This is a genomic window from Edwardsiella tarda ATCC 15947 = NBRC 105688 (genome assembly GCF_003113495.2).
Classification (GTDB): Bacteria; Pseudomonadota; Gammaproteobacteria; order Enterobacterales; family Enterobacteriaceae; genus Edwardsiella; species Edwardsiella tarda.
In genome coordinates, this window is record NZ_CP084506.1 from 3100342 (window position 1) to 3123103 (window position 22762).

General features: G+C 57.3%; 22 protein-coding genes. 15 read left to right on the forward strand and 7 right to left on the reverse strand.

What is annotated here, in order from left to right; all coding sequences use genetic code 11:
• Positions 1-9: 9 nt before the first annotated feature.
• Together DCL27_RS14375 and rlmG are read right to left on the reverse strand one after the other, a co-directional pair.
• A complete protein-coding gene (locus DCL27_RS14375) occupies positions 10-1170 on the reverse strand; it encodes a pyridoxal phosphate-dependent aminotransferase (protein WP_035597128.1) in 1161 nt (386 codons plus the stop codon).
• A 161-nt stretch (positions 1171-1331) separates the two neighbouring features.
• Positions 1332-2489, reverse strand: coding sequence for a 23S rRNA (guanine(1835)-N(2))-methyltransferase RlmG (gene rlmG, locus DCL27_RS14380; RefSeq protein WP_035597125.1), 1158 nt, complete (start codon positions 2487-2489; stop codon positions 1332-1334).
• A 76-nt stretch (positions 2490-2565) separates the two neighbouring features.
• Between rlmG and DCL27_RS14385 the strand changes: the two genes are divergently transcribed.
• Positions 2566-3069, forward strand: a complete 504-nt coding sequence (locus tag DCL27_RS14385) for a M48 metallopeptidase family protein (protein WP_005295882.1) — start codon at positions 2566-2568, stop codon at positions 3067-3069.
• 55 nt (positions 3070-3124) lie between these two features.
• Positions 3125-4105, forward strand: coding sequence for a Gfo/Idh/MocA family protein (locus DCL27_RS14390; protein WP_035597122.1), 981 nt, complete (start codon positions 3125-3127; stop codon positions 4103-4105).
• Between the two features lie 13 nt (positions 4106-4118).
• Here the strand turns inward: DCL27_RS14390 and DCL27_RS14395 are convergent, their stop codons facing one another.
• Positions 4119-5036, reverse strand: coding sequence for a DMT family transporter (locus DCL27_RS14395; RefSeq protein ID WP_035597119.1), 918 nt, complete (start codon positions 5034-5036; stop codon positions 4119-4121).
• Between the two features lie 405 nt (positions 5037-5441).
• Between DCL27_RS14395 and DCL27_RS14400 the strand changes: the two genes are divergently transcribed.
• Positions 5442-6410 (forward strand): TerC family protein, encoded by a 969-nt coding sequence (locus DCL27_RS14400; RefSeq protein ID WP_005281478.1) that lies wholly within the window; start codon positions 5442-5444, stop codon positions 6408-6410.
• 348 nt (positions 6411-6758) lie between these two features.
• Positions 6759-8000, forward strand: coding sequence for a serine/threonine transporter SstT (gene sstT, locus DCL27_RS14405; protein WP_005281471.1), 1242 nt, complete (start codon positions 6759-6761; stop codon positions 7998-8000).
• 47 nt (positions 8001-8047) lie between these two features.
• Here the strand turns inward: sstT and DCL27_RS14410 are convergent, their stop codons facing one another.
• The 4 genes from DCL27_RS14410 to uxaC all read right to left on the reverse strand — a co-directional run bounded on the left by DCL27_RS14410 (position 8048) and on the right by uxaC (position 13130).
• Positions 8048-8572 (reverse strand): YgjV family protein, encoded by a 525-nt coding sequence (locus DCL27_RS14410; RefSeq protein WP_005281469.1) that lies wholly within the window; start codon positions 8570-8572, stop codon positions 8048-8050.
• A gap of 61 nt (positions 8573-8633) precedes the next feature.
• Positions 8634-10124: a UxaA family hydrolase gene (locus DCL27_RS14415; RefSeq protein WP_035597173.1), complete on the reverse strand. Its 1491-nt coding sequence runs from the start codon at positions 10122-10124 to the stop codon at positions 8634-8636.
• Between the two features lie 18 nt (positions 10125-10142).
• Positions 10143-11621 carry a tagaturonate reductase gene (locus tag DCL27_RS14420; RefSeq protein ID WP_035597117.1) on the reverse strand — a complete coding sequence of 493 codons (1479 nt, stop codon included), beginning with the start codon at positions 11619-11621 and terminating at the stop codon, positions 10143-10145.
• Positions 11622-11720: 99 nt separating this feature from the next.
• Positions 11721-13130, reverse strand: coding sequence for a glucuronate isomerase (gene uxaC, locus DCL27_RS14425; RefSeq protein ID WP_005281461.1), 1410 nt, complete (start codon positions 13128-13130; stop codon positions 11721-11723).
• A gap of 518 nt (positions 13131-13648) precedes the next feature.
• Here uxaC and DCL27_RS14430 point away from each other — a divergent pair.
• From DCL27_RS14430 to nrdG, 11 genes are all read left to right on the forward strand, one after another.
• Positions 13649-14944 (forward strand): MFS transporter, encoded by a 1296-nt coding sequence (locus tag DCL27_RS14430; RefSeq protein WP_035597115.1) that lies wholly within the window; start codon positions 13649-13651, stop codon positions 14942-14944.
• Positions 14945-15125: 181 nt separating this feature from the next.
• A complete protein-coding gene (gene exuR / locus DCL27_RS14435) occupies positions 15126-15893 on the forward strand; it encodes a transcriptional regulator ExuR (protein WP_005281457.1) in 768 nt (255 codons plus the stop codon).
• Between the two features lie 279 nt (positions 15894-16172).
• A complete protein-coding gene (crcB, locus tag DCL27_RS14440) occupies positions 16173-16562 on the forward strand; it encodes a fluoride efflux transporter CrcB (protein ID WP_005281452.1) in 390 nt (129 codons plus the stop codon).
• Positions 16563-16753: 191 nt separating this feature from the next.
• Positions 16754-17218 carry a hypothetical protein gene (locus DCL27_RS14445; protein WP_005281448.1) on the forward strand — a complete coding sequence of 155 codons (465 nt, stop codon included), beginning with the start codon at positions 16754-16756 and terminating at the stop codon, positions 17216-17218.
• A gap of 101 nt (positions 17219-17319) precedes the next feature.
• Entirely contained in the window at positions 17320-18000 is a 681-nt protein-coding gene (locus DCL27_RS14450) for a DedA family protein (protein ID WP_035597113.1), read from the forward strand.
• 52 nt (positions 18001-18052) lie between these two features.
• Positions 18053-18415: an EnvZ/OmpR regulon moderator MzrA gene (mzrA, locus tag DCL27_RS14455; protein ID WP_035594201.1), complete on the forward strand. Its 363-nt coding sequence runs from the start codon at positions 18053-18055 to the stop codon at positions 18413-18415.
• A gap of 274 nt (positions 18416-18689) precedes the next feature.
• Positions 18690-18995 carry a DUF883 family protein gene (locus tag DCL27_RS14460; RefSeq protein WP_005281437.1) on the forward strand — a complete coding sequence of 102 codons (306 nt, stop codon included), beginning with the start codon at positions 18690-18692 and terminating at the stop codon, positions 18993-18995.
• Positions 18995-19399 (forward strand): phage holin family protein, encoded by a 405-nt coding sequence (locus tag DCL27_RS14465; protein ID WP_035597111.1) that lies wholly within the window; start codon positions 18995-18997, stop codon positions 19397-19399. Before DCL27_RS14460 ends, DCL27_RS14465 begins: the two co-directional genes overlap by 1 nt.
• Positions 19396-19683 (forward strand): YqjK family protein, encoded by a 288-nt coding sequence (locus DCL27_RS14470; RefSeq protein WP_005281432.1) that lies wholly within the window; start codon positions 19396-19398, stop codon positions 19681-19683. The genes DCL27_RS14465 and DCL27_RS14470 overlap by 4 nt, the downstream gene beginning before the upstream one ends.
• Before the next feature lie 422 nt (positions 19684-20105).
• On the forward strand, positions 20106-22244 hold the full coding sequence (gene nrdD, locus DCL27_RS14475; protein WP_005295902.1) for an anaerobic ribonucleoside-triphosphate reductase: 2139 nt from the start codon (positions 20106-20108) through the stop codon (positions 22242-22244).
• Between the two features lie 53 nt (positions 22245-22297).
• Positions 22298-22762, forward strand: a complete 465-nt coding sequence (gene nrdG, locus DCL27_RS14480) for an anaerobic ribonucleoside-triphosphate reductase-activating protein (RefSeq protein ID WP_035597108.1) — start codon at positions 22298-22300, stop codon at positions 22760-22762.

The window sequence follows — 22762 nt, forward strand, 5'->3', positions numbered from 1 at the left end:
CGCTGGCACTTAGACCCAGCCCTGGCGACGGAAGGCATGCAATTGGGTGACAAACTGCTGCATCTCCTGCGGCGTCCCCAACGTCAAGCGGTTCCAGTTGTTCAATGGCGGGAAGGGGCGCCCCACCAGGATGTGATGCTGTTTCATCCGCGCCTGGTAATCCGCGGCGTCCCCCTTCACTTGGTGGAAGATAAAGTTAGCCTGCGATGGTAGATAGGGCAGCTGCAACTCATCCAACGCCGCGCAGACGATCTGACGCGCGAGATCGGTATTCTTGCGACTCTGCGCCACAAACGCCCGATCCTGTAGTGAGGCCAACGCGGCAACGGCGCCGGCGGTGTTGGTGTTATCCAGCGACATCAGCGCCTCGCTCTGTGCGGCTACCGCCGGTTGCGCCACACCATAACCGATGCGCAACCCCGCCAAGGCATACAATTTAGAGAAGGTGCGCGTCACCAACAGATTCTCATGCCCGGCCTGCACCAGTTCGATGGCGCTGCGAAACGCCGGATCGCTCACAAACTCGGCATAGGCCTCATCGATGACGAAGAACGTGTCCGGCGGCGCCTGGGTGATCCACGCCGCCAACTGATCGGCGGGCGTGATGGTCGCCGTCGGGTTATTCGGGTTGCACAGATACACCAACGACAGCCCCTTGAAGTCACGCGTACGGCGTTGCATCTCTGCCAACGGGAAGGCCAGCTGTGCGTCCAACCCGATCTTAACCACCTCGACGCCCAACGGACGCAGATACAGTTCGGCATAATTAAAGGTGGGGTCCGGCACCACCAGCTGCACCGCCTTCCCCTGGCGCTGCGCCGCGAGCGCCTGAGACTGCAGCACGGCCTGGATACACTCCGAAGAGCCATTGCCTAGGGAAATATGTGCCGGCGTCAGCGCCAATGTCTCGGCCAACGCGGCGATCAACGCCTCGCGTGCCGCATCGGGATAACGGAACGCACCGGGCAACGCCGTCACGATGGCCTGCTGCGCCTGCGGCGACATGCCCAGAGCATTCTCATTGAAGTTTAAGGCCAGCGGATGGGCGGCATCTGGCGCGGCGAGCGGACGCTCGCCCGTCGCTTGCGCCCGAGCAAGGCCGAGCGGACCGGATAACGACAGGGCCCCGAACAGGGCAACGGAAGACTTGAGTAGCGTTCTACGATCCATGGCAAAGTCCTTTTCGTGTCCGCCCCACGCCGTACGGTTAGCACGACGACGTGAAGCGGAAGAATTATCGGCAACGGTAGGCAAATAGCGCCGCTACGCAGCATAGCGTAAAAACATATCGCTACCAATAATTATGCACAAAAAGTGACTTTATATTTCATTTACCGTGGTGTGTTAGCCGTTTTCACTGCCTTGAGCACCACGAACTTACGGTTCATGCCCAAGGTGGTGCAATTGCCGAACAAACGACGCAGTTTCTGGTAGTAATCCAAGTGACGATTCCCGACGATATACAACACTCCGTTGCGTTTCAGGCAACGTCGCGCGGCGACGAACATATCCCAGGCCACCTGATCGGTGATGGAGTGCTGCTGATGAAACGGTGGGTTACACAGCACCGCATCTAACGAGCCGCCTTCACGGCCAGCGAGACCATTGCCGACCCAGAACTCACTGCGCTCCAGGTCCTGTGGGCGGTTGTGCTGCACATTAAGATGGGACGAGGCCACCGCCATATAGGACTCATCGGCGAACAGCACCCGCGCCTGCGGGCAACGGTGCAATACCATCAACCCTAACACCCCATTACCACACCCCAGATCGGCCACCTCACCCTGTAGATCCTCCGGTAGGTGTTGCAGGAAAAAGCGGGCACCAATATCGAGGCCGGTACGAGAGAACACCCCTGCATGGTTATGCATCATGTAGTCCGTCTCATCCAACGGCCAAACGGTGGTCGCCGGCGCCGGTGTCGGCTGACGCGGCGCTACCTGGCAATGGATCAGGCGTGCCTTCTTCCAAGCCAATGAGGTATGCGTATCCCCCAGGATCGACTCAAACAGCTGTAGCGTCGAGGTGTGGATGTCGCGCGCCTTCGCCGCGGCAATAATCTGCGTTTCCGGTGTCACCACCGCGCGTAGCGCATGCAGCTGCTGTTCCAACAGCGCCAGCATCTTAGGCAGCTTGATCACCACCAGTCCCGGAGCGTCGGGCAAGGCGCTCAGGCTGTCCAACAGGGTCACCGCCTCTTCATCCAGCCCATTGAGCTGTAAGTTATGGCGCGTCGCCAGCTGGCTAACATAGGAGTCACTCACGGAATAGGGACGCCACGCATGCAGGGCACAGGCCAATGCCCCGAAGGCATCGTTGAAAATGATCACCGGACGCCCCTGCGCCTTGGTCAGATCGATCTGTTGCAGTAGATACTCGTCCGCGGCCTCCCAAGCCTGTAGGGACGGATCGTCTGACTGACGGGGAAAACGCTCCAGCGTCAGGTCGGTGATGGCCGGACAACCGGCGCTGGATTCGAGTTGGCTCATCGCCCCTCCGCAAAATCGCCCGCCGACGGCGGGCATCAAGTACAATAGTCCACTATTGTACCTGAAGGAGGGCGAAATGACGTCCCTGAGTTACCTTGCCGGTTATCCGGAACCCCTGCTGGCACAGGTGCGCACCCTGATCGAGCAACGCCGCCTGGCACAGACACTGCGGCAACGTTATCCCCAGCGCCACGACATCACGACCGATCGCGCCCTGTATACCTATGTCATGGCGCTCAAGAACCGCTATTTGCGTAACGCCTCCCCGCTCAGCCGGGTGCAGTACGATAGCCGTATCCAGGTGATCCAGCAGGCGCTGGGATTACACAGCGCCATCTCTCGCGTACAAGGTAGTCGTCTGAAGGCCAAGGCGGAGATCCGCATCGCCACGCTATTTCGTCAGGCCCCTGAACCCTTGTTGCGCATGATCGTGGTACATGAGTTGGCCCATCTACGCGAGAAAAACCACGATAAGGCGTTCTACAGTCTCTGTTGCCATATGGAGCCGGACTACCACCAGTTAGAGTTCGACGCTCGCCTCTACCTCACCTGCCTTGATGTTGAGGGAGACGTATATTGATCGCGTAATGAATATGCTAGCCTGATGGATAATTTTTATCCTTAGGGAGACTGCCATGATCCGCCTCGCCATCATCGGAACCAACTGGATTACCCGGCGTTTTGTCGATGCTGCCCTATCTTGTGGCCAGTACCGCCTCAGCGCCGTCTACTCACGCAGCCTGGAGCAGGCCAGCGCCTTCGCCGCCGACTACGGAGCGACATGCTGCTTCGACAGTCTCGAGGCGTTAGCCCGTAGCGACGAAGTCGATGCCGTCTACGTCGCCAGTCCCAACGCCCTACACTGCCCGCAGACCTTGCTGATGCTGAGCCACGGTAAGCATGTCATCTGCGAGAAACCGCTCGCCTCGAACTACGCCGAGGCACAACGTGCCTTTGATTGCGCGCGCGCCAATGGCGTGGTGCTGTTTGAGGCTTTCAAGACCGCCTATCTGCCCAACTTCGAGGTGGTACACCGCACGCTGCCACGCCTCGGTCGCCTGCGTAAGGCGTTCCTCAACTACTGTCAGTACTCCTCGCGCTATCCACGCTATCTGAATGGCGAGAATCCGAATACCTTTAACCCGGCGTTTTCCAATGGCTCCATCATGGACATTGGCTTCTACTGCCTGGCCAGCGGCGTCGCGCTCTTTGGTGAACCGCAACGGATCAGTGCCGGAGCCACGCTACTGGAATCGGGCGTCGATGCCCACGGTCACGTCGTCATGAACTATCCCGGCTTCGAAGCCTTGCTGTTCCACTCCAAAGTCAGCGATTCGGCGCTAGCCAGCGAGATCCAGGGAGAAGAGGGCAGCCTGGTGATCGAGCACCTGTCCCAATGCCAGCGAGTCACGCTCATACCGCGCGGCGGCGTCGCGCAGGAGATCGGCGTGTGGCAGGGTGAAAATACCATGGAGTATGAGGCGCAGCACTTCGCCCGCCTGATCCGTGAGGGCAACGTCTCCCACGCCGGCGTCGCGCGTGCCCTCTGCACCGCCCGCCTGCTGGATGAGATCCGCCGCCAGACCGGTGTAGTCTTCCCCGCCGATCACGCCTGACGACACGGGGCCACTAGCGGCGCCCGTGACGGGTACTGTGCGCCTGTGGCCCCGATTTTTTGATGCTGATCGCCGCCAACGCTAACACGATCAAGACGATTCCGCTGCCCTCCACCGGCCCCGGATTCTCCCCCAGCAGCCACCAGGAAAACAGCACGCCACAGACCGGTACCGCCAACGTACTCAGGCTGGCTATCCCGGCGGGTAGGCTCTTCAATACGAACAACCACAGGCTCCACGCCAATGCCGTTGCCAGAATGGCGCTATAGGCCAATGCCCAAAATACATAGGGTTGCCAATCCACGCTACGCTGCGGAACCAGCCAAGCCACGACACTCATCACCACGGCGGCGTACAGCATCTGCCAGGTGGTCAACGCCAACAAATCGATGCCGGGATAACGGGCGTACATGCGTTTCGCGACAATCGCACTCGCGCCCCAGCTGATCCCCGAGAGTACCGCCAGCAATGCGCTCTGCAATGAAGAGAAATCCAGGCGCCAAGGTTGCAACACCAAGAGTAGACCGACGGCGGCGACCACAATCGCGCCATACTGCAACCGGCGCATCCGCTCGCCCAGAAACAGGGCTGCCATGATCACCACCCAAAACGGCATGGTGTAACTGAGGATCGCGACCTTGCCGGCACCACCGCTCATCAACGCCCACTGTGCCAAACCGACCATACCGCATGTCTGTAGCAACGCGATGGCCAGGGTGTAGCCAAACGGCGTCGGCCGCATGCCACGTCCACGCAGGCGCAGCACCAGCAATAGCAACAGCGCGCCGCAGATACACCGCAACGCAGTGAAGTCGAAGGCGCCGATATACAGCGTCACCTGCTTCATCGCAATCCAGCTGTAGCTCCAGATCAACGTCAGAGCGATCAGGCCACCGATCGCCAGGGGGTTAGTTTTTCTTGCAACTGCCATGACATCGCCACCGTTCTGCTTATCTCTTCAATTAACGGCTCACTATAACGGCTTCAGCCCCGTGTTGCATGGCTGCAACCGGCATTGCTTATGCCATCTTGATCTGAATAACGCCGTTCTGATAGCTAAGTATCGCGTATGACGCTGGACAGGGATTGACCGCTGACACATTTTGCATTATTTTCTGCGCAGCAAAGGGGAGTAACTTCTAATTTGCCGGTTAATCGTCATTACGGTGCGTAACTGCACCCGGTTACCGGGCAACCTCATCGGCTCCCGCCGATGACTGCGTTGTAAGTGAGACCTTGCCGGAAGGCGAGGTGTCTGCAATGCATGGTTAATAAATGCACAGCCGCGGTTCGCCTTCCGACACCATCGGCCGATTAACCATTAAAGGATTCTTCCATGCTCAACTCTGTCGGCACCCCGTGGTTGTGGGGGAGCTTCGCCCTGATCATCGTCATCATGCTGGCCATCGACCTGCTATTGCAGGGTCGCCGTGGCGCTCAGGCCATGACCATGCGCCAAGCCGCCGCCTGGTCGCTGGTCTGGGTCAGCTTGGCTCTACTGTTTAACGCCGGTCTATGGCTCTACCTCAGTGAAACGTTGGGGCGTGAGGTCGCCGACCAACAGGCGCTGGCCTTCCTCACGGGTTACCTGATCGAGAAGGCGCTGGCGGTCGATAACGTCTTCGTCTGGTTGATGCTGTTCAGCTACTTCGCGGTACCGGCCAGCATGCAACGCCGGGTATTGGTCTATGGCGTATTGGGCGCCATCATCTTGCGTACCGTGATGATCTTCGCCGGTAGCTGGCTGGTGACTCAATTCCAGTGGATCTTGTATCTGTTTGGCGCATTCCTGCTGTTCACCGGTATCAAGATGGCCATGAGCCATGACGACGAGGGTGACCTCGGCGATCGTCCACTGGTACGTTGGTTACGCCGCCATCTACGCATGACCGACCGTATCGAGAGTGAGCACTTCTTCACTCGCCGCAATGGGGTGTTATTCGCGACACCGCTGCTGCTGGTTCTAATCCTGGTCGAGTTGAGCGACGTGATCTTCGCCGTCGATAGCATCCCGGCGATCTTTGCCGTGACCACCGACCCGTTCCTGGTGCTCACCTCCAACCTCTTCGCCATCCTCGGCCTGCGCGCCATGTATTTTCTACTGGCCGGCGTCGCCGAACGCTTCTCCCTGCTGAAGTATGGCTTGGCGGCGATCCTGACCTTCATTGGGATCAAGATGCTGATCATCGACTTCTATCACATTCCGATCGCCGTCTCGTTGGCGACCGTTGCCGGGATCCTGGCGCTGACCCTGCTGATCAACGCCTGGGTTAACCATCGTCGCGCAACGCGTTCCCCCCGCTGATGGCCGATGCTCCGGTGTGCTACGCCGGAGCGTTTCCCCCGCCAAACCCACTGCCTTTCACCATAATGAAATAGAGTAATAGTTGGTTATTGCTATTTTTTTAGTTTCTTATCCTGACACCTGTTTTTGCCGATGTGAGCGAGGTTGGCTTTTTTGCGCACCTTTTCACAAATTAGTGAAAAAAATACATTAAAAGTAATTTTTTTGTTAATTTTCGACGGCGCCAGCAGAATTTTATAAATTCGTCGTTCCCTATTGAGTCGATTTCCCTATACTGGGGTAGCAAACACATTTAGTTACAGGTTGCCAGAGAGGCAATCCAAAAATATAACAAGTAGGTAATCGATTATGGAAAGACAATCCGGGTTTATGCGCTTTATCCTGCGCGGTAGTCTCGTCGGGCAAATCATGGTGGGGCTCATCTTGGGCATCGCACTGGCCTCCTTCTCCCCCTCTGCGGCCGTCGCCGCCGGTCTGCTGGGGACGTTGTTCGTCAGTGCGCTGAAGGCCGTCGCGCCGGTGCTAGTCTTCATTCTCGTCGCCGCCTCCATCGCCAATCACCGCAAAGGGCAGAAGACCAATATGCGTCCCATCGTGCTGCTGTATCTGCTCGGGACGTTTGCTGCCGCGTTGGTCGCGGTAGTCATGAGTTTCCTCTTCCCCTCCGAGCTGGCGTTGGTCGGGCACAACAACGATATCACCCCGCCGGGTGGCATCGTCGAGGTCATCCAGACGCTGCTGCTGAATGTGGTGGATAACCCCTTCCGCGCGCTGGCTAACGGCAACTTCATCGGGATCTTGGCCTGGGCCATCGGCCTGGGGGTGGCGTTACGCCATGCTTCCGATACCACCAAACGCGTGGTCGGCGATCTCTCCTATGGCGTGACCTTTATCGTCCGCGTCGTGATCCGCTTCGCCCCATTGGGTATCTTCGGCTTAGTCGCCTCCACCCTGGCCGAAACGGGCTTCGATGCGCTGTGGGGCTATGCCCACTTGCTGATGGTCTTGGTCGGCGCCATGCTGATGGTCGCACTGGTGCTCAATCCCCTGATCGTCTTCTGGAAGATCCGCCGCAACCCCTATCCGCTGGTCTTCACCTGCCTGCGCGAAAGCGGCCTGACCGCCTTCTTTACGCGCAGCTCTGCCGCCAATATCCCGGTGAACATGGAGCTGTGTAAGAAGCTCAAGCTGAACGAGGATACCTATTCCGTTTCCATTCCGCTGGGGGCCACCATTAACATGGCGGGGGCCGCGATCACCATCACCGTATTGACGCTAGCCGCGGCATATACGCTGGGCATCACCGTCGATCTGCCGACCGCGTTACTGCTGAGCTTGGTCGCGGCGATCTGTGCCTGCGGCGCCTCCGGGGTCGCGGGCGGCTCACTGCTGCTGATCCCACTGGCGTGCAGCCTGTTCGGCATCAGTAACGATGTCGCCATGCAGGTCGTCGCCGTCGGCTTTATCATCGGCGTATTGCAGGACTCCTGTGAGACCGCGCTTAACTCCTCCACCGACGTGCTGTTTACTGCGGCGGCCTGCCAGGCGGCCGAGGCCCCTGCGGGTCAAACCTCCGCCGAGTTGAGTTAACCGCCAGCCATATCGACAACGGGCGCCAATGGCGCCCGTTTTTCGCTTTACTCGCTGCGGAAAGGGTCGATACCACGCCGCTGCATGCGGTAAAAACGCACGATGTTATAACCATTGACCAAGAGAAAGCTCCCCTCGATCAGTGACCCCCCTAGCGATCCCAGCCACAGATTATGGATCACCCAACAGGCGGTCGAGCACCACATCACACAGCGCGTCGTCAAACCACGGCAACGGAAGAGTGCCCAAGTACTGGCGATGGTGCCGACGATCGGCAGCACTTCCAGCGGATGCTGCAACTCGCCGACCCCCAGCACCAAGGTCAGTACGATGAACAGAACCATCACCCACAGGTTACGCGTACGCGTTGCGACGACCGAACGGATCGCATTCAACTCGGCACTCATACCGGCGGTACTGGCCCCCATCAGGAAAAAATGCACACCGATGATGGAACTGTACAAGGCTAATTGCAGGCGAAAACGGCGCTCGTCACGATTAAAGAAGGTCGTGATACCGACCAGAAAGGCGACAACGCCCACCCCCTGGGCAAACAGATACGCACTGTTCATGTCCTGATTCCTTCAGGATGGAAGGCGCCCTACGGCGCCCCTGGCGACACGTGATGACCCATTACAACGTGACACCGCTCTTGAAGATCGCCAGCTCGCGAAAGTCGTTCTTCTCGTTACAGGTCGGCTCACCCTCGGCGATCGCGACGATCAGCTCGATAAACGTCTCCAGCAGCTGATCCATCGTCTTGCCCTGCAATAACTGCCCGGCGTCAAAGTCGATCCAATGCGGCTTCTTCTGCGCTAACGGGCTATTTGTCGCCAATTTAACGGTGGGCACGAAACCACCGTATGGCGTGCCGCGTCCGGTACTGAATAGCACCATATGGCAGCCGGCGGCGGCCAGCGCGCTGGTGGCGATGGCGTCATTACCCGGCGCACTGAGCAGATTCAGCCCCGGCGTACGCAGGCGCTCACCGTAACGTAAGACATCCATCACATGGCTCTGACCGGCCTTCTGGGTACATCCCAGAGACTTCTCCTCCAGGGTAGTGATGCCGCCAGCCTTGTTACCCGGTGAGGGGTTTTCATAGATCGGCTGACGATGGTCGATAAAGTAACGCTTAAAATCGTTAACCATGGTCACCGTCTTGGCGAAGGTGGCCTCATCGCGACAACGGCTCATCAAGATGCGCTCGGCACCGAACATCTCCGGCACCTCAGTTAGCACGCTGGTACCTCCGTGGGCGATGACATAGTCGGAGAAGCGCCCCAATAGCGGGTTGGCGCTGATCCCCGAGAAGCCATCAGAGCCGCCACATTCCAAACCGAAGCGCAGCTCGCTCAGCCGCCCCGGCTGACGCTGGTCGCTTTGCATCAGCGTATACAGCTGCTGCAATTGCGCCACACCGGCCTCCACCTCATCCTCCTCCTGCTGACAGATCAGGAAGCGTACCCGCGCCGGATCGTAGTCGCCCAGCGTCTCGCGGAAGGCGGCGATCTGGTTGTTTTCACACCCCAGTCCCACCACCAGCACGCCACCGGCGTTGGGGTGACGCGCCATGTTCTGCAACACGGTACGGGTATTCAGGTGATCATCGCCCAACTGTGAGCAACCGAAGGTGTGACTAAACAGATGAGCGCCATCGATCCCCGGCGCCCCCTCGTTATCACGCAGGAAACGTTGCAACATCTGACGCGCCATGCCGTTAACACAGCCGACGGTCGGCAAGATCCACAGCTCGTTGCGGATCGCCACCTCACCATTGGCGCGACGATACAGCGCGATCGCACGATCCGCCGGTTGCGTCGTCGGTGCGACAAAGTCGGGCTGGTACTGATAGTCGTCCAGATCGCTGAGATTGGTACGCAGGTTCTGGGCATGCACGTGATCACCGGCGGCGATCGGCACTAAGGCGTGGCCGATCGGCAGGCCGTACTTGATGATCATCTCCTGCGGCGCCAGATCGCATAGGGCCAGCTTATGTCCGCGCGCGATCGCCGCACGCAGCGTCAACTCAATGCCATCGCAGGTAATCGTCTCGCCACAGGCTAGGTCACGCAGGGCAACCGCCACGTTATCTTGAGGATGGATCTGAATAATGCTTTGCATAGACATTGGCTCGTTCCCTTAACCGCAAGATACCGACAAGGCGCTCAGCGCCGCACGCATGCCCTGCCGCTCGATAGCCTGTAACGCCGAGCTGACCTGTTGCGCCAATCCCGGCACCTGATTGAGATCTTGCCCCCAATGCGCCTGGTCGCCTAACACCGCCGCGACCAGCTCGTCCAGGCTCTGACGCCCTTCGCGTACCGCCTGCCAACCGTCGGCGTAAAAGGCCAACCAATAGGCATCATCCTGCAGTGGATAAGGCTGCCCATCGCGTTCGCCGCGATAGAAGGCGATCAGGGCGGCTAAGGCGAAACTCAGGCGGAGCGGGGGGCGCCCCTGTTCGGCGCAATAAGCCAACAACTGCGGCAGGATGCGCGTGCGGAACTTGGTCATGCCGTTAAGGGCGATAGACAGCAGTTGATGCTGAATATAAGGGTTACGGAAACGGCTAAGTACCGCCGCCGCAAACGCATTCAACTCCTCGCGAGGTAGATCGAGCTGCGGGACAATCTCTTGGGAGATGGCCTGCTCCACAAAGGCTGCGACTTGAGCATCATCCATACTCTGACCGACACTATCCAACCCCGCCAGGTAGGCCACCGGCACCAACGCGGTGTGAGCGCCATTGAGAATCGCTACCTTACGCTCCTTATAAGGGCGAATATCCTGCACGATTCGAATGTTCAACGGCATCTGCGTAGCAGCGTAGGCATCCAGGCGTAGCGCCTGCGCCAGCCACTGCGGCCCCTGGATGACGAACAGATAAAAGTACTCCGCACTATCGAGGAAACCATCCTGGTAACCCAACTCGCTACACAACATCGCCGCCTCCTCCCGTGGATAACCGGTGACGATGCGATCGACCAGTGTGGAGCAGAAGGTATTGTGCTGACACAGCCACTGGTAGAAATCGGCGGGCAAGGCCCATTGCTCGGCATAGCGCAACACCAGCTCACGCAACGCCTCGCCGTTGTAGTCGATCAGCTCGCAGGGCAACACGATCCACCCTTTATCCGCCGCACCGGCAAAATGACAGAAGCGTTCGTACAACAAACGGGTCAGCTTGGCTGGAAAACTGGAAGGAGGGGCGTCCGTGAGACGATCTTGCTCGGCATAACTGATGCCCGCCTCGGTCGTGTTAGAGAAGACAAAGCGGATGTTGGGATCATGCGCCAACGCCAGGAACTGATCGAACTCCCGGTAGACGTTCAACTCGCGATTAACGCTACGGATCACACGCCGTGTGGCGACCGCCTTCCCCTGTTCATCCAGACCGCGCACCAGCGTGGTATACAGGCCATCCTGGCTATTCAGCGAGGGGGGGAAATCGCTATCGATCGGCCGTACAACCACGATGCCAGCATCCAGATCGGTGTGCTCATTCAGCAGGTCTAGCTGCCAGTCGACGAAGGCGCGCAGGAAGTTGCCCTCGCCAAACTGGATCACTCTATCGGGGTGGCGACGACCGGGAAAGTTGCGACGATTCAGGGTTTGCATCAGGAACTACCTCAATAGCAGGCCCTCCGCCCTGCGGCGGCCCGCGACAATCAATGGGAATCGGCTACGACGCCGCCGTAGCCGAGATCTGCGCGATGATTACAGTTCGATGGCGAAGTAATGCTTGGCGTTATCGAAGCTGATGTTTCTGACCATTTCGCCCAACAGCGCGATATCGGCCGGTGCCTCGCCCTGCTCCACCCAACGGCCGATCATCTGACACAAGATGCGGCGGAAATACTCGTGGCGGGTATAGGAGAGGAAACTGCGGCTATCCGTCAACATCCCGACGAAGCGACTCAGCAGCCCCAACTGAGCCAACTGGGTCATCTGACGCTGCATACCATCTTTCTGATCGTTGAACCACCAGCCAGAACCAAACTGCATCTTGCCCGGTAGGCCTTCTCCCTGGAAGTTACCAATCATGGTGCCCAGGACCTCATTGTCACGCGGATTCAGGCAATACAAGATGGTCTTCGCCAAGCCACCGTTACGGCTTTGGGCGTCCAACAGACGGGAAAGCGGTTGAGCGACCGGCGCATCGTTAATCGAGTCGAAGCCGATGTCGGGCCCCAGGCGTTCAAACATCGGCGTATTGTTGTTACGTAACGCGCCGATGTGATACTGCTGTACCCAACCGCGCTGCCGGTACTCTGCCCCAAGGAACAACAGCACCGCCGTCTTGAACTGGGCGATCTCCGTTGTGCTCGGCGCAGCGCCGCTCAGGCGTCGCGCCAGGATCGCATCCAGTGTGGCCTCATCGGCTTCGGCATACAGCACCACGTCCAAGGCGTGATCGGAGACCTTACACCCCTGCTCGGCGAAGTAATCCATACGCACCTTCAGCGCCTGGCACAGATCGGCGAAGCGCGTGATGTCGACATCCGCTACCGCGCTCAGATTAGCCATATACTCTGGGAAAATAGCGGCATCGATATTGAACGCCTTATCCGGACGCCAGCTAGGTAATACCTTGGTGGTGAAACTGCTATCGGCGGCGATCGCCCGATGGTGACGTAAATCATCGATCGGATCGTCGGTGGTCCCCACCATCTTCACATTCATCTGACGCATGATTCCACGCGCCGTAAACGCCTCATCGGCTAATAAGTGATTGCATCGCGTCCAGATAGCCTCCGCCGTCGCACCGGATAACAGAGTGTCGCGGATCCCAAACGGACGACGTAGTTCAAGGTGGGTCCAATGGTATAACGGGTTACCAATAGTATGCGGCACCGTCTCCGCCCAGGCCTGAAACTTCTCACGATCGCTCGCATCGCCAGTACAGAAACGTTCTGCTACCCCATTGGTCCGCATCGCGCGCCACTTGTAGTGGTCGCCTTTCAACCAGATGTCATACAGGTTTTTGAAACGATAATCTTCGGCAATCTGCTCCGGAGGAAGGTGGCAGTGATAATCGAAAATAGGCTGTTCTGCCGCATAATCATGGTACAAGCGGCGGGCGAATTCGCTATCAAGCAAAAAATCTTCGGTCAAAAACTGAGACATAATCGGGTTCCTCAGATGCGGTGGATGCACTCGCTCGGGGGTGCGCTGGCGAAAGTTATCACACCAATTTAAAAGTTAGTCCAGAACTTTATCCAGCTTTGCGGACTGTATGACAAAAAACGTCATGACGTGACGAGAAAAGCATCAGTACAGCCAGAGATAGATTCCATAAATTATGATGATCATTATTCCGTAATCCAATTATGGTTTTTGTGATAGCTCTCAATCTTTGAATCTGTATGACAAGTTATCTTAGCCGTCGAAGTAACTCGGCTGAGTGTCAACCAATTTAGCCCATTGTGGTTTGACCAATATTCAGCAAGTACGCCATAGCGAGATTATCCGTCTCATCACTACGCCACTGTCAGGGTGTAGTGGATTGCTGGTGTGCGCCATCATTCCTGGTAGCAGGAGTACACGCTAACCATCGCACCCTTGGCTCCGCCAAGGGGCTAGGCCGTCTTATGCCTAAACGGCGAGCGACATGGTTAAATCATGAAACGGGGGAGAGAGTTTAAATGCGTAAAATCAAAGGATTGCGCTGGTACATGATCGGCCTGGTGACCATCGGGACGGTTCTAGGCTACCTGACGCGCAACGCCGTCGCCGTCGCCGCACCCGCACTGGAAGATACGTTACACATCACCACACAACAGTACTCCTATATCATCGCCGCCTACTCTGCCTGCTATACCATCATGCAACCGGTCGCCGGTTATGTACTGGATTTATTGGGTACCAAAATTGGTTACGCGGTATTTGCCTTATTGTGGGCACTGTTCTGTATGGGAACCGCATTGGCCAATAGCTGGGGTGGTCTGGCCATTGCGCGCGGCGCGGTTGGTATGGCCGAGGCGGCGATGATCCCGGCCGGTCTCAAGGCCTCCTCGGAATGGTTTCCCGCCAAAGAGCGCTCAATTGCCGTCGGTTACTTTAACGTCGGCTCTTCCATCGGAGGGATGATCGCGCCGCCGTTAGTCGTATGGGCGATCATGGTACACAGCTGGGAGATGGCGTTCATCATCACCGGTGTCCTAAGCCTGGCCTGGGCGATTGGCTGGCTGATCTTCTACAAACAGCCCAAAGATCAAAAGCGCCTCAGTGAGGAGGAACGCCAGTACATCCTCAGCGGCCAAGAGGCACAACATCAGAGCGGTAACGCCGAGCGCATGTCGGCCTGGCAGATCCTACGCAATCGCCAGTTTTGGGGCATCGCGCTGCCGCGTTTCCTTGCCGAACCGGCTTGGGGGACCTTTAACGCCTGGATCCCGTTATTCATGTTTAAAGCCTATGGATTCAATCTGAAAGAGATCGCCATGTTCGCCTGGATGCCGATGTTGTTCGCCGATTTAGGCTGCATCGTTGGGGGGTATCTGCCGCCACTGTTCCAGAAGTACCTCAAGGTTAACCTGATCGTCTCGCGTAAACTGGTGGTGACGCTAGGCGCGCTGTTAATGATCGGCCCTGGGATGATCGGCCTGTTTAGTAGTCCCTATATCGCCATCGCCCTGTTATGTGTCGGAGGATTCGCTCACCAGGCTCTCTCGGGATCGCTGATCACCCTCTCCTCTGACGTCTTTGGCCGTAATGAGGTGGCGACCGCCAACGGCCTGACGGGGATGGCGGCCTGGACGGCCAGCACCCTGTTTGCCTTGGTGGTCGGCGCGCTGGCCGATACGATCGGATTCAGCCCGCTGTTCGCCTGCTTGGCCGTCTTTGATCTGCTTGGTGCGCTGGTCATCTGGACGGTACTACAGAATCGTAACGCGAACGACCCCTTACCGCGCCCTCAACCCGCTAACGCTAACGCCTAATCTCTTCTGCGCTAAACACCCGCCACTAGGCGGGTTCTTAGCCCCTGTCATTTTGTTCGCGGAGGGTCACACTCCACACGCTTGCGGCTAGTGACAACACGGTGAAAAGTGGTATAACAACTCGCATCATGACGTCGAGTTACTCGACGCCTGCGTCTTCACCCTCTAACCGAGCACGAATATGGAATGCACGAGACTCTACCAACAGCTGGCCGCCGAACTGAAACAACGCATTGAGGGCGGCGTCTACCCTGTCGGCGATAAACTCCCCGCCGAGCGCTTCATCGCCGAGGAGATGGATGTCAGCCGCACCGTGGTGCGCGAGGCCATCATCATGCTAGAGGTCGAAGGGTATGTTGAAGTGCGTAAGGGCTCCGGCATCCACGTGATCAGCAACCAGCCCAAATCGCTGATCCTGCCAGATACGGCTATCGAGTTTGCCAGCGCCGGGCCATTCGAACTGTTACAGGCTCGTCAGTTGATCGAGAGTAATGTCGCCGAGTTCGCCGCGACACAGGTCACCAAGCAGGATATCGTCGCGCTGATGGAGATCCAGGAGCGTGCTCGCCAGGAAGACCGCTTCCGCGACTCGGAGTGGGATCTCAAATTCCATGTCCAGGTCGCGCTGGCGACACAGAATAGCGCCATGGCTACCATCGTCGAGAAGATGTGGAGCCAGCGCATTCATAACCCCTATTGGCAAAAGCTGCATGAGCATATCGATGATAAATCGATCGAAAGCTGGTGCGAAGATCACGATAAGATCCTCAAGGCGTTGATCCGCAAAGATCCGTATGGTGCGAAGATCGCCATGTGGCAGCATCTGGAAAATACCAAGCAGATGCTGTTCCACGCGACCACCGATGATTTCGAGTTCAACGTCGACCGCTACCTATTCGCCGAGAACCCGGTGGTGCATCTAGACGCCGTCGCCAACGGCAATAAATAACGCCCCCATTGTATCCGACATAAATAGGCTCCTATAATATCTCTAGGTGATGGTGTTCCACCCTTAATTCATGAGATGGATTAAAAACCGCCGGGGATAACCGAGAGTCAGTCGAGATAGGTCATCACGTCCGCTTTCGCTGCTCCCTGCCCCGCGCTGATGACGCCTGGCAAAACGACGCGTTTCTCCGTCATCGGCGGGGCGTGCGCTTGCCCGGCGTTGTTCGTTTCCCGTGGCCTGCGCATTCCCCCATAACTTAGGTTTGTAAAGGAGTCCGCCATGAATTATGGCCTCACACTGTTAGTCGTCGCCTGTGGCGGCGCACTCGGCGCCATCAGCCGCTTCCAAATCACCAATTGGTTCAATTCCTGGTTTGGTAACGCGTTTCCCTATGCCACCCTCACCGTCAATGTCATCGGCTGTTTCATCATGGGTGCCCTGGTTTCCATGCTGAATAGCGGCGCGTTGATTGCGCCACACTGGCGTCCGCTGATCGGGGTCGGCTTCCTCGGTGCATTGACGACCTTCTCGACCTTCTCTTTCGATACCTTTGCCCTCTTTAGCGAGGGGTTCTGGCTGAAAGCGATGGTGAACGTGCTACTCAACCTGATCCTGTGCATGGCTGCCGTCAGCGCCGGTTACTATCTGCTCATGTCTCGTAGTGCGTAAAATGGGAGAGTCGGGAGAAAGTCCGCTTTATCAGTCTGTTCCAGCGATTTTGTCCTACAAAACTGGCGGGCGGATAGTGTATAAATTGCGCAAAATTACCCGATAAATCCCTATTTTGGGCTGTTTCAGCGTCAACGATTTTGCTAAAGTGAGCGCCTGTTTTTCTGTCTGTATCTGGAAACGACAAAATATTGAAGCGTGTAACCTCTGCCTCCTTATTGCTATTGCTTCTCTGCTGGGCCGCTACGGCCATCGGCAAGATGGGGGCATGGCATTATCAGGCCACGGTCTCGCTTCCCCTCGCCCCGCTCCCATGTAATACGGCAGGATACCACGCCGATTATCGTGAGCCGGCTGGCAATCTCTGCCTGCGTCGCATCCAGCACAACCGGAAGATCAGCGCGCTGATCCGTTCGCATCAATGCGGCGGCAGCGAAGCTGAACGCAATGGCGTCATCCCACCAGACATGGCGCCACCGGAAACACGCCGTCCCTATACGCCCCAAGCGTCGGGTTACGACGGCGATGATGCCCGCCTATCACGCATTCTGCTGCGTACTCTCCAGCTTCCTCCTCATCATCATCGGCTAGGAGGCTGGAAAGAAAGCAACATCCTGTATCGCGGCCAAGTGACCTATCATCCCGCGCTCGCCTAAACTCATGGTGTTATATGAGGCGAACGTTGGCCACGAGCTCCTCCGCTCGTATTGGCTGAAGCGGTAAGCGTTCCCTCCGCAATCTCTGCTAGGAATTCGTGATGGAAATTATTCAACAACTCATTACTGCCCTGTGGCATCAGGACTATGAAACGCTAGCGAATCCTGCGCTGGTATGGACGATCTACGGCATTCTTTTCGTGATCCTGTTTCTGGAAAACGGTCTACTGCCAGCCGCCTTTCTGCCAGGCGATAGCCTGTTGATCTTGGTTGGGGTCTTGATCGCCCGCGATACGATGGACTTCCCGCTGACGCTCTTGGTGCTCACCTCTGCGGCCAGCCTAGGCTGCTGGCTCGGCTACTTGCAGGGACGTTGGCTGGGTAATACCCACCTAGTACAAAAATGGTTATCGCATCTCCCCTCGCACTACCACCAGCGTGCCCATCAGCTATTCCATCGCCATGGCCTCGCCGCCCTATTGATCGGCCGCTTTCTGGCGTTTGTACGCACCCTATTGCCATTAATCGCCGGGCTATCGGGGCTAAACGGGGCTCGCTTTCAGTTCTTCAACTGGGCCAGCGGATTGCTGTGGGTACTGATCCTCACCACGCTGGGCTACATCTTGGGTAAAACACCGCTGTTTTTACGCTATGAAGATCAACTGATGAACCTGCTGATGCTACTGCCACTGGTCCTACTGATCTTTGGCCTGGGCGGATCACTGCTGGTGCTGTGGCGGAAAAAACATCGCCAGCCTAGCAGCAAAGGCCCGAGGGAATAACGTGAGCCAGGCATATCAACCGCCATGCATAACTCGCTGGGGCTGGAAACGTCTGTTAGGCCTGTTGCTATTTATCGTCGCGGCGCTAGCGGCGGTGATCCTACCGCAGTTGAGCCATAAAGAGGTATCGCTCCAGATCCGCGCGACCCATAGCGGCCTGGCGACGCCCGACGGCTTCTTCGTCTATCAAAAATTGGATGAGAATGGCATCGACATCGCCAGTATTACACCGGATCGCGATGGCCTGGTCGTACGACTGGCGCGCCCAGAGCAGCACTCTCTGGCCTTGCAAGTTCTACTGCGTGAGCTGCCCCCCGGCTACAGCATCGCCGACAAGATCCTACATCGCTCGCTATTTCATCGGAGTGAGCGAGCTGGTGAGGCACTCTCCTACAGTGGTGGCAACGACCATTGATACCGAGGTGGGACGCTGAAGCGTCCCACCTCCGATTCCCCCACTGTACGCCCCGCTCCAGCACCCGTTAACCTAAGAGGCCGCGCTAAATCCGGCGCCCCGCCTGGCGATGCCACACTATCTGCCAGGGATAGCGAGAGTACGCCTAAACTGTCTGCAATATTTTACGATAAAGCCAAATTATTACAGGCTGTTGACCCGCCATACCCTTTGCACTCTCCCTAAAAGCCAGCTATGTTGAAAGTCCATGTCAGTAACGTGAAGGAGCGTAACAATGGCTAACGATTCCACCGCTGAACATCTGCGTGCCGAGCTAAAATCTCTGGCTGACGCGCTGGAAGATGTCCTCAACTCATCCACGGATAAACCCAAGGCCGAACTGGAAAAACTGCGGGCCCGTGCACACGATGCACTGCACAACAGCCGCGAGCGTCTGAGCCAGGCCGGCGAGAATGTCGCCACCCAGACCCGCGAAATGGCTGGTCGTGCCGATGACTACGTGCGTGACAACCCGTGGACCGGTGTCGGCATCGGCGCTGCCGTGGGCGTGGTACTCGGCGTACTGTTGGCTCGTCGCTAATGGTCGGCGAGTCATCCTCTGCCCAGGGTTCCACCCCCGGGATCCTGGGTAGCGTCCGGCGTGTCGCCACCCTGCTGGCTGGCATGGCGGAAACCCGCCTACGTCTGGCGGTGGTCGAGTTGGAAGAGGAGAAGGCAAACCTGATCCAGCTGCTGCTCATGGCTGGCGTCACCTTGCTGTTCACCGCTTTCGCACTGATGAGTCTACTGGTGTTCCTGTTTTGGGCGGTCGATCCCAACTATCGGCTCTTAGCCTTGGGGATCGCCACGGCAGTACTCTTCCTGTTCGCTATCATCGGCGCATGCTGGACGCTCAGCAAAGCACGTCGCTCGACCTTGCTCTCCGCCACGCGCAACCAACTGGCGATCGATCGCCAACTGCTTGAGCGCAAGGAGAAACCATGAATCGTCATCGCCAGGCATTGGCCGACGAAAAGGCGTTGCTACTGCAACAGATCGCGCTACAGCGTCTGGATCTTCACCGTGAGGTCATGCATACCGAGCAACTCTGCCAGCGTCTTGATCGCAGCCTCGGCGTTTTATGGCGTCTACGTCGTCCTCTCTCTCTGCTCGGTGGCGTGATCGCCGTCTATGCGGCGCGTCACCCTTCGCGTCTCATGGGGGGCGCCAGACGCGTCGTCGCCCTATGGAGCGCACTACGCCTCGCTCGGCGCACCTTCTATCCTTGATCGTCCCCGCTCTCCCTCGGCATTAGCGTGCCGATACCGGCTCTCGTCCTCAATAACATAGACCGCAGGATCCTTACGCTTCCGCACATGACACCCCAGTGGGGAGGATATGAAGTGATTGTTAGCACGTTTCTTATACTCACACTCACTATTTCTCAGTGAAAAAAGGGGCTAAATCACCTTCTGTATAGCGATTCTACCGAAGCTAAAAATCCTTGATTTAGGTCAATCAAATTTGCTTTATAAAATCCTCATTCCCATATATAGTGTCCGAAACTCAAGACAGCAACTACATATAGTAGTTATCCACAAAGCATCCACATGTGCCGCGTGAAGCCTTATCGCACGCGGCTTCGTGTTGTGGATAACCGGTAGATGGTTAACGGATGCCATACATACCACAATCACAGGAGCAAAAAACGGTGAAACCTATAGTGATTAAACGGGACGGTTGTCAGGTGCCCTTCAACGAACAGCGTATCAAGGAAGCGGTGCTGCGCGCATCGCAGGCTGCTGGCGTAGATGATGCCGATTACTGCGCAACCGTTGCCCGCGTAGTCGCTATGCAGATGGCCGATCGCGAACGTGTCGATATTAACGAAATCCAAAACGCCGTAGAGAACCAGCTGATGGCGGGCGACTACAAGCAGCTTGCACGCGCCTACATTGAGTACCGTCATGACCGCGACGTCGCTCGTGAACAACGCGGCCGCCTTAATCAAGATATCCGTGGCTTAATCGAACAGAGCAACCCGGCGTTGCTCAACGAAAATGCCAACAAAGATAGTAAGGTGATCCCGACTCAGCGCGATCTGCTGGCCGGTATCGTCGCGAAGCATTATGCCAAGCAACACCTACTGCCACGCGACGTGGTACAGGCGCATGAGCGTGGCGAGATCCACTACCACGATCTCGACTACTCTCCCTTCTTCCCGATGTTCAACTGCATGTTGATCGATCTGAAGGGGATGCTGACCAATGGATTCAAGATGGGGAATGCGGAGATCGAGCAACCCAAATCCATCTCTACCGCCACCGCAGTCACCGCTCAGATCATCGCTCAAGTGGCTAGCCATATCTATGGCGGTACCACCATTAACCGCATCGATGAAGTGCTGGCTCCGTTCGTCACGGCCAGCTTCGAGAAGCACCGCCAGATCGCCGAGCAGTGGAATATCCCGGATGTAGAAAGCTACGCCCATGCCCGTACCGAGAAAGAGTGTTATGACGCATTCCAGTCGCTGGAGTATGAGGTAAACACCCTGCATACCGCCAACGGCCAGACGCCGTTTGTCACCTTCGGCTTCGGTTTGGGCACCAGCTGGGAGTCCCGTATGATCCAGCAGTCGATCCTGAAGAACCGCATCGCCGGTTTGGGCAAAAACCGCAAGACCGCGGTCTTCCCCAAGCTGGTGTTCGCTATCCGCGACGGGCTCAATCACAAGCTGGGCGATCCGAACTATGATATCAAGCAGCTGGCCCTAGAGTGCGCCAGCAAGCGGATGTATCCGGACATTCTCAACTACGATCAAGTCGTGAAGGTTACCGGCTCGTTCAAGACACCGATGGGTTGCCGCAGTTTCCTCGGTGTTTACGAGGAGAATGGCGAAATGATCCACGATGGGCGTAACAACCTGGGCATTATCAGCCTGAACCTGCCGCGTATCGCACTGGAGGCCAAGGGTGACGAAGCCGCCTTCTGGAAACTGCTCGACCGCCGGCTGGAGCTGGCTCGCAAGGCATTGATGACGCGTATCGCTCGCCTGGAAGGGGTCAAGGCTCGTGTGGCGCCGATCCTGTATATGGAAGGTGCCTGTGGTGTGCGTCTGAAAGCCGACGACAATATCGCCGATATCTTTAAAAATGGCCGGGCCTCTATCTCACTGGGTTATATCGGCATCCATGAGACCATCAACGCCCTGTTCGGTACCAAGACGCATCTCTTCGATGACGAAACACTGCGCGCCAAGGCTATCGCCATCGTCGAGCGCCTGCGTCAGGCGACCGATACCTGGAAACAAGAGACCGGTTATGGTTTCAGCCTGTATAGCACGCCGAGCGAAAACCTCTGTGACCGCTTCTGCCGTCTCGATACCGCCGAATTCGGCGTGATAGAAGGTGTGACGGATAAGGGCTACTACACCAATAGCTTCCACTTGGATGTGGAAAAGCAGGTCAACCCATACGATAAGCTGGACTTTGAGGCGCCCTATCCGCCGCTGGCTAACGGGGGATTCATCTGCTACGGCGAATATCCCAATCTCCAGCACAACCTGAAGGCGCTGGAGGATGTCTGGGACTATAGCTACCAACGCGTGCCCTATTACGGCACCAACACGCCGATCGATGAATGTTATGAGTGCGGTTATACCGGTGAATTCGCCTGTACCAGCAAAGGGTTCAGCTGCCCGAAATGTGGCAACCACGACTCCGCCAAAGCCTCGGTAATCCGCCGGGTATGCGGCTATCTCGGTAGCCCGGATGCGCGTCCGTTCAATGCGGGCAAGCAGGAAGAAGTGAAGCGCCGCATCAAACACCTGAATAACGGTCAAATCGGTTAACCGCGTCGCGTGACGCCAGCCCGCCGCTGGCGTCACGCGCAGGACAACACGCCATGAATTACCATCAATACTACCCGGTCGATGTGGTAAACGGCCCCGGCACACGCTGCGTACTATTCGTTGCCGGTTGTGTTCACCAGTGCCCGGGGTGTTATAACAAAAGTACCTGGCGCCCAGACTCCGGCGTGCCCTTTGGGCCGGAGATGGAAGATCGCATCATCGCCGATCTCCAGGATCAGCGCATCAAGCGGCAAGGCCTCTCGCTGTCGGGGGGCGATCCGCTCCACCCCAACAATACGGCGGCGATCCTCCAGTTGGTGCGGCGAGTCCGCGCCGAATGCCCCGGCAAGGATATCTGGATCTGGACCGGCTATCGTCTGGATGAGTTGAACGCCGAACAACAGGCCATCGTGGATCTGATCAACGTCTTGGTCGACGGTAAATTCGTTCAGGCGCTAAAAGATCCCATGCTGATCTGGCGGGGCAGTAGCAATCAGGTCGTTCATTATCTGCGTTAA

Coding starts and splice junctions, on each gene's coding strand:
- DCL27_RS14390 (WP_035597122.1), top strand. CDS start 3,125: ATGATCCGCCTCGCCATCATCGGAACCAACTGGATTACCCGGCGTTTT.
- DCL27_RS14460 (WP_005281437.1), top strand. CDS start 18,690: ATGGCTAACGATTCCACCGCTGAACATCTGCGTGCCGAGCTAAAATCT.
- sstT (WP_005281471.1), top strand. CDS start 6,759: ATGGAAAGACAATCCGGGTTTATGCGCTTTATCCTGCGCGGTAGTCTC.
- DCL27_RS14400 (WP_005281478.1), top strand. CDS start 5,442: ATGCTCAACTCTGTCGGCACCCCGTGGTTGTGGGGGAGCTTCGCCCTG.
- DCL27_RS14450 (WP_035597113.1), top strand. CDS start 17,320: ATGGAAATTATTCAACAACTCATTACTGCCCTGTGGCATCAGGACTAT.
- DCL27_RS14415 (WP_035597173.1), bottom strand. CDS start 10,124: ATGCAAAGCATTATTCAGATCCATCCTCAAGATAACGTGGCGGTTGCC.
- DCL27_RS14465 (WP_035597111.1), top strand. CDS start 18,995: ATGGTCGGCGAGTCATCCTCTGCCCAGGGTTCCACCCCCGGGATCCTG.
- DCL27_RS14410 (WP_005281469.1), bottom strand. CDS start 8,572: ATGAACAGTGCGTATCTGTTTGCCCAGGGGGTGGGCGTTGTCGCCTTT.
- DCL27_RS14375 (WP_035597128.1), bottom strand. CDS start 1,170: ATGGATCGTAGAACGCTACTCAAGTCTTCCGTTGCCCTGTTCGGGGCC.
- DCL27_RS14420 (WP_035597117.1), bottom strand. CDS start 11,621: ATGCAAACCCTGAATCGTCGCAACTTTCCCGGTCGTCGCCACCCCGAT.
- DCL27_RS14385 (WP_005295882.1), top strand. CDS start 2,566: ATGACGTCCCTGAGTTACCTTGCCGGTTATCCGGAACCCCTGCTGGCA.
- DCL27_RS14470 (WP_005281432.1), top strand. CDS start 19,396: ATGAATCGTCATCGCCAGGCATTGGCCGACGAAAAGGCGTTGCTACTG.
- uxaC (WP_005281461.1), bottom strand. CDS start 13,130: ATGTCTCAGTTTTTGACCGAAGATTTTTTGCTTGATAGCGAATTCGCC.
- DCL27_RS14395 (WP_035597119.1), bottom strand. CDS start 5,036: ATGGCAGTTGCAAGAAAAACTAACCCCCTGGCGATCGGTGGCCTGATC.
- crcB (WP_005281452.1), top strand. CDS start 16,173: ATGAATTATGGCCTCACACTGTTAGTCGTCGCCTGTGGCGGCGCACTC.
- nrdG (WP_035597108.1), top strand. CDS start 22,298: ATGAATTACCATCAATACTACCCGGTCGATGTGGTAAACGGCCCCGGC.
- rlmG (WP_035597125.1), bottom strand. CDS start 2,489: ATGAGCCAACTCGAATCCAGCGCCGGTTGTCCGGCCATCACCGACCTG.
- exuR (WP_005281457.1), top strand. CDS start 15,126: ATGGAATGCACGAGACTCTACCAACAGCTGGCCGCCGAACTGAAACAA.
- DCL27_RS14430 (WP_035597115.1), top strand. CDS start 13,649: ATGCGTAAAATCAAAGGATTGCGCTGGTACATGATCGGCCTGGTGACC.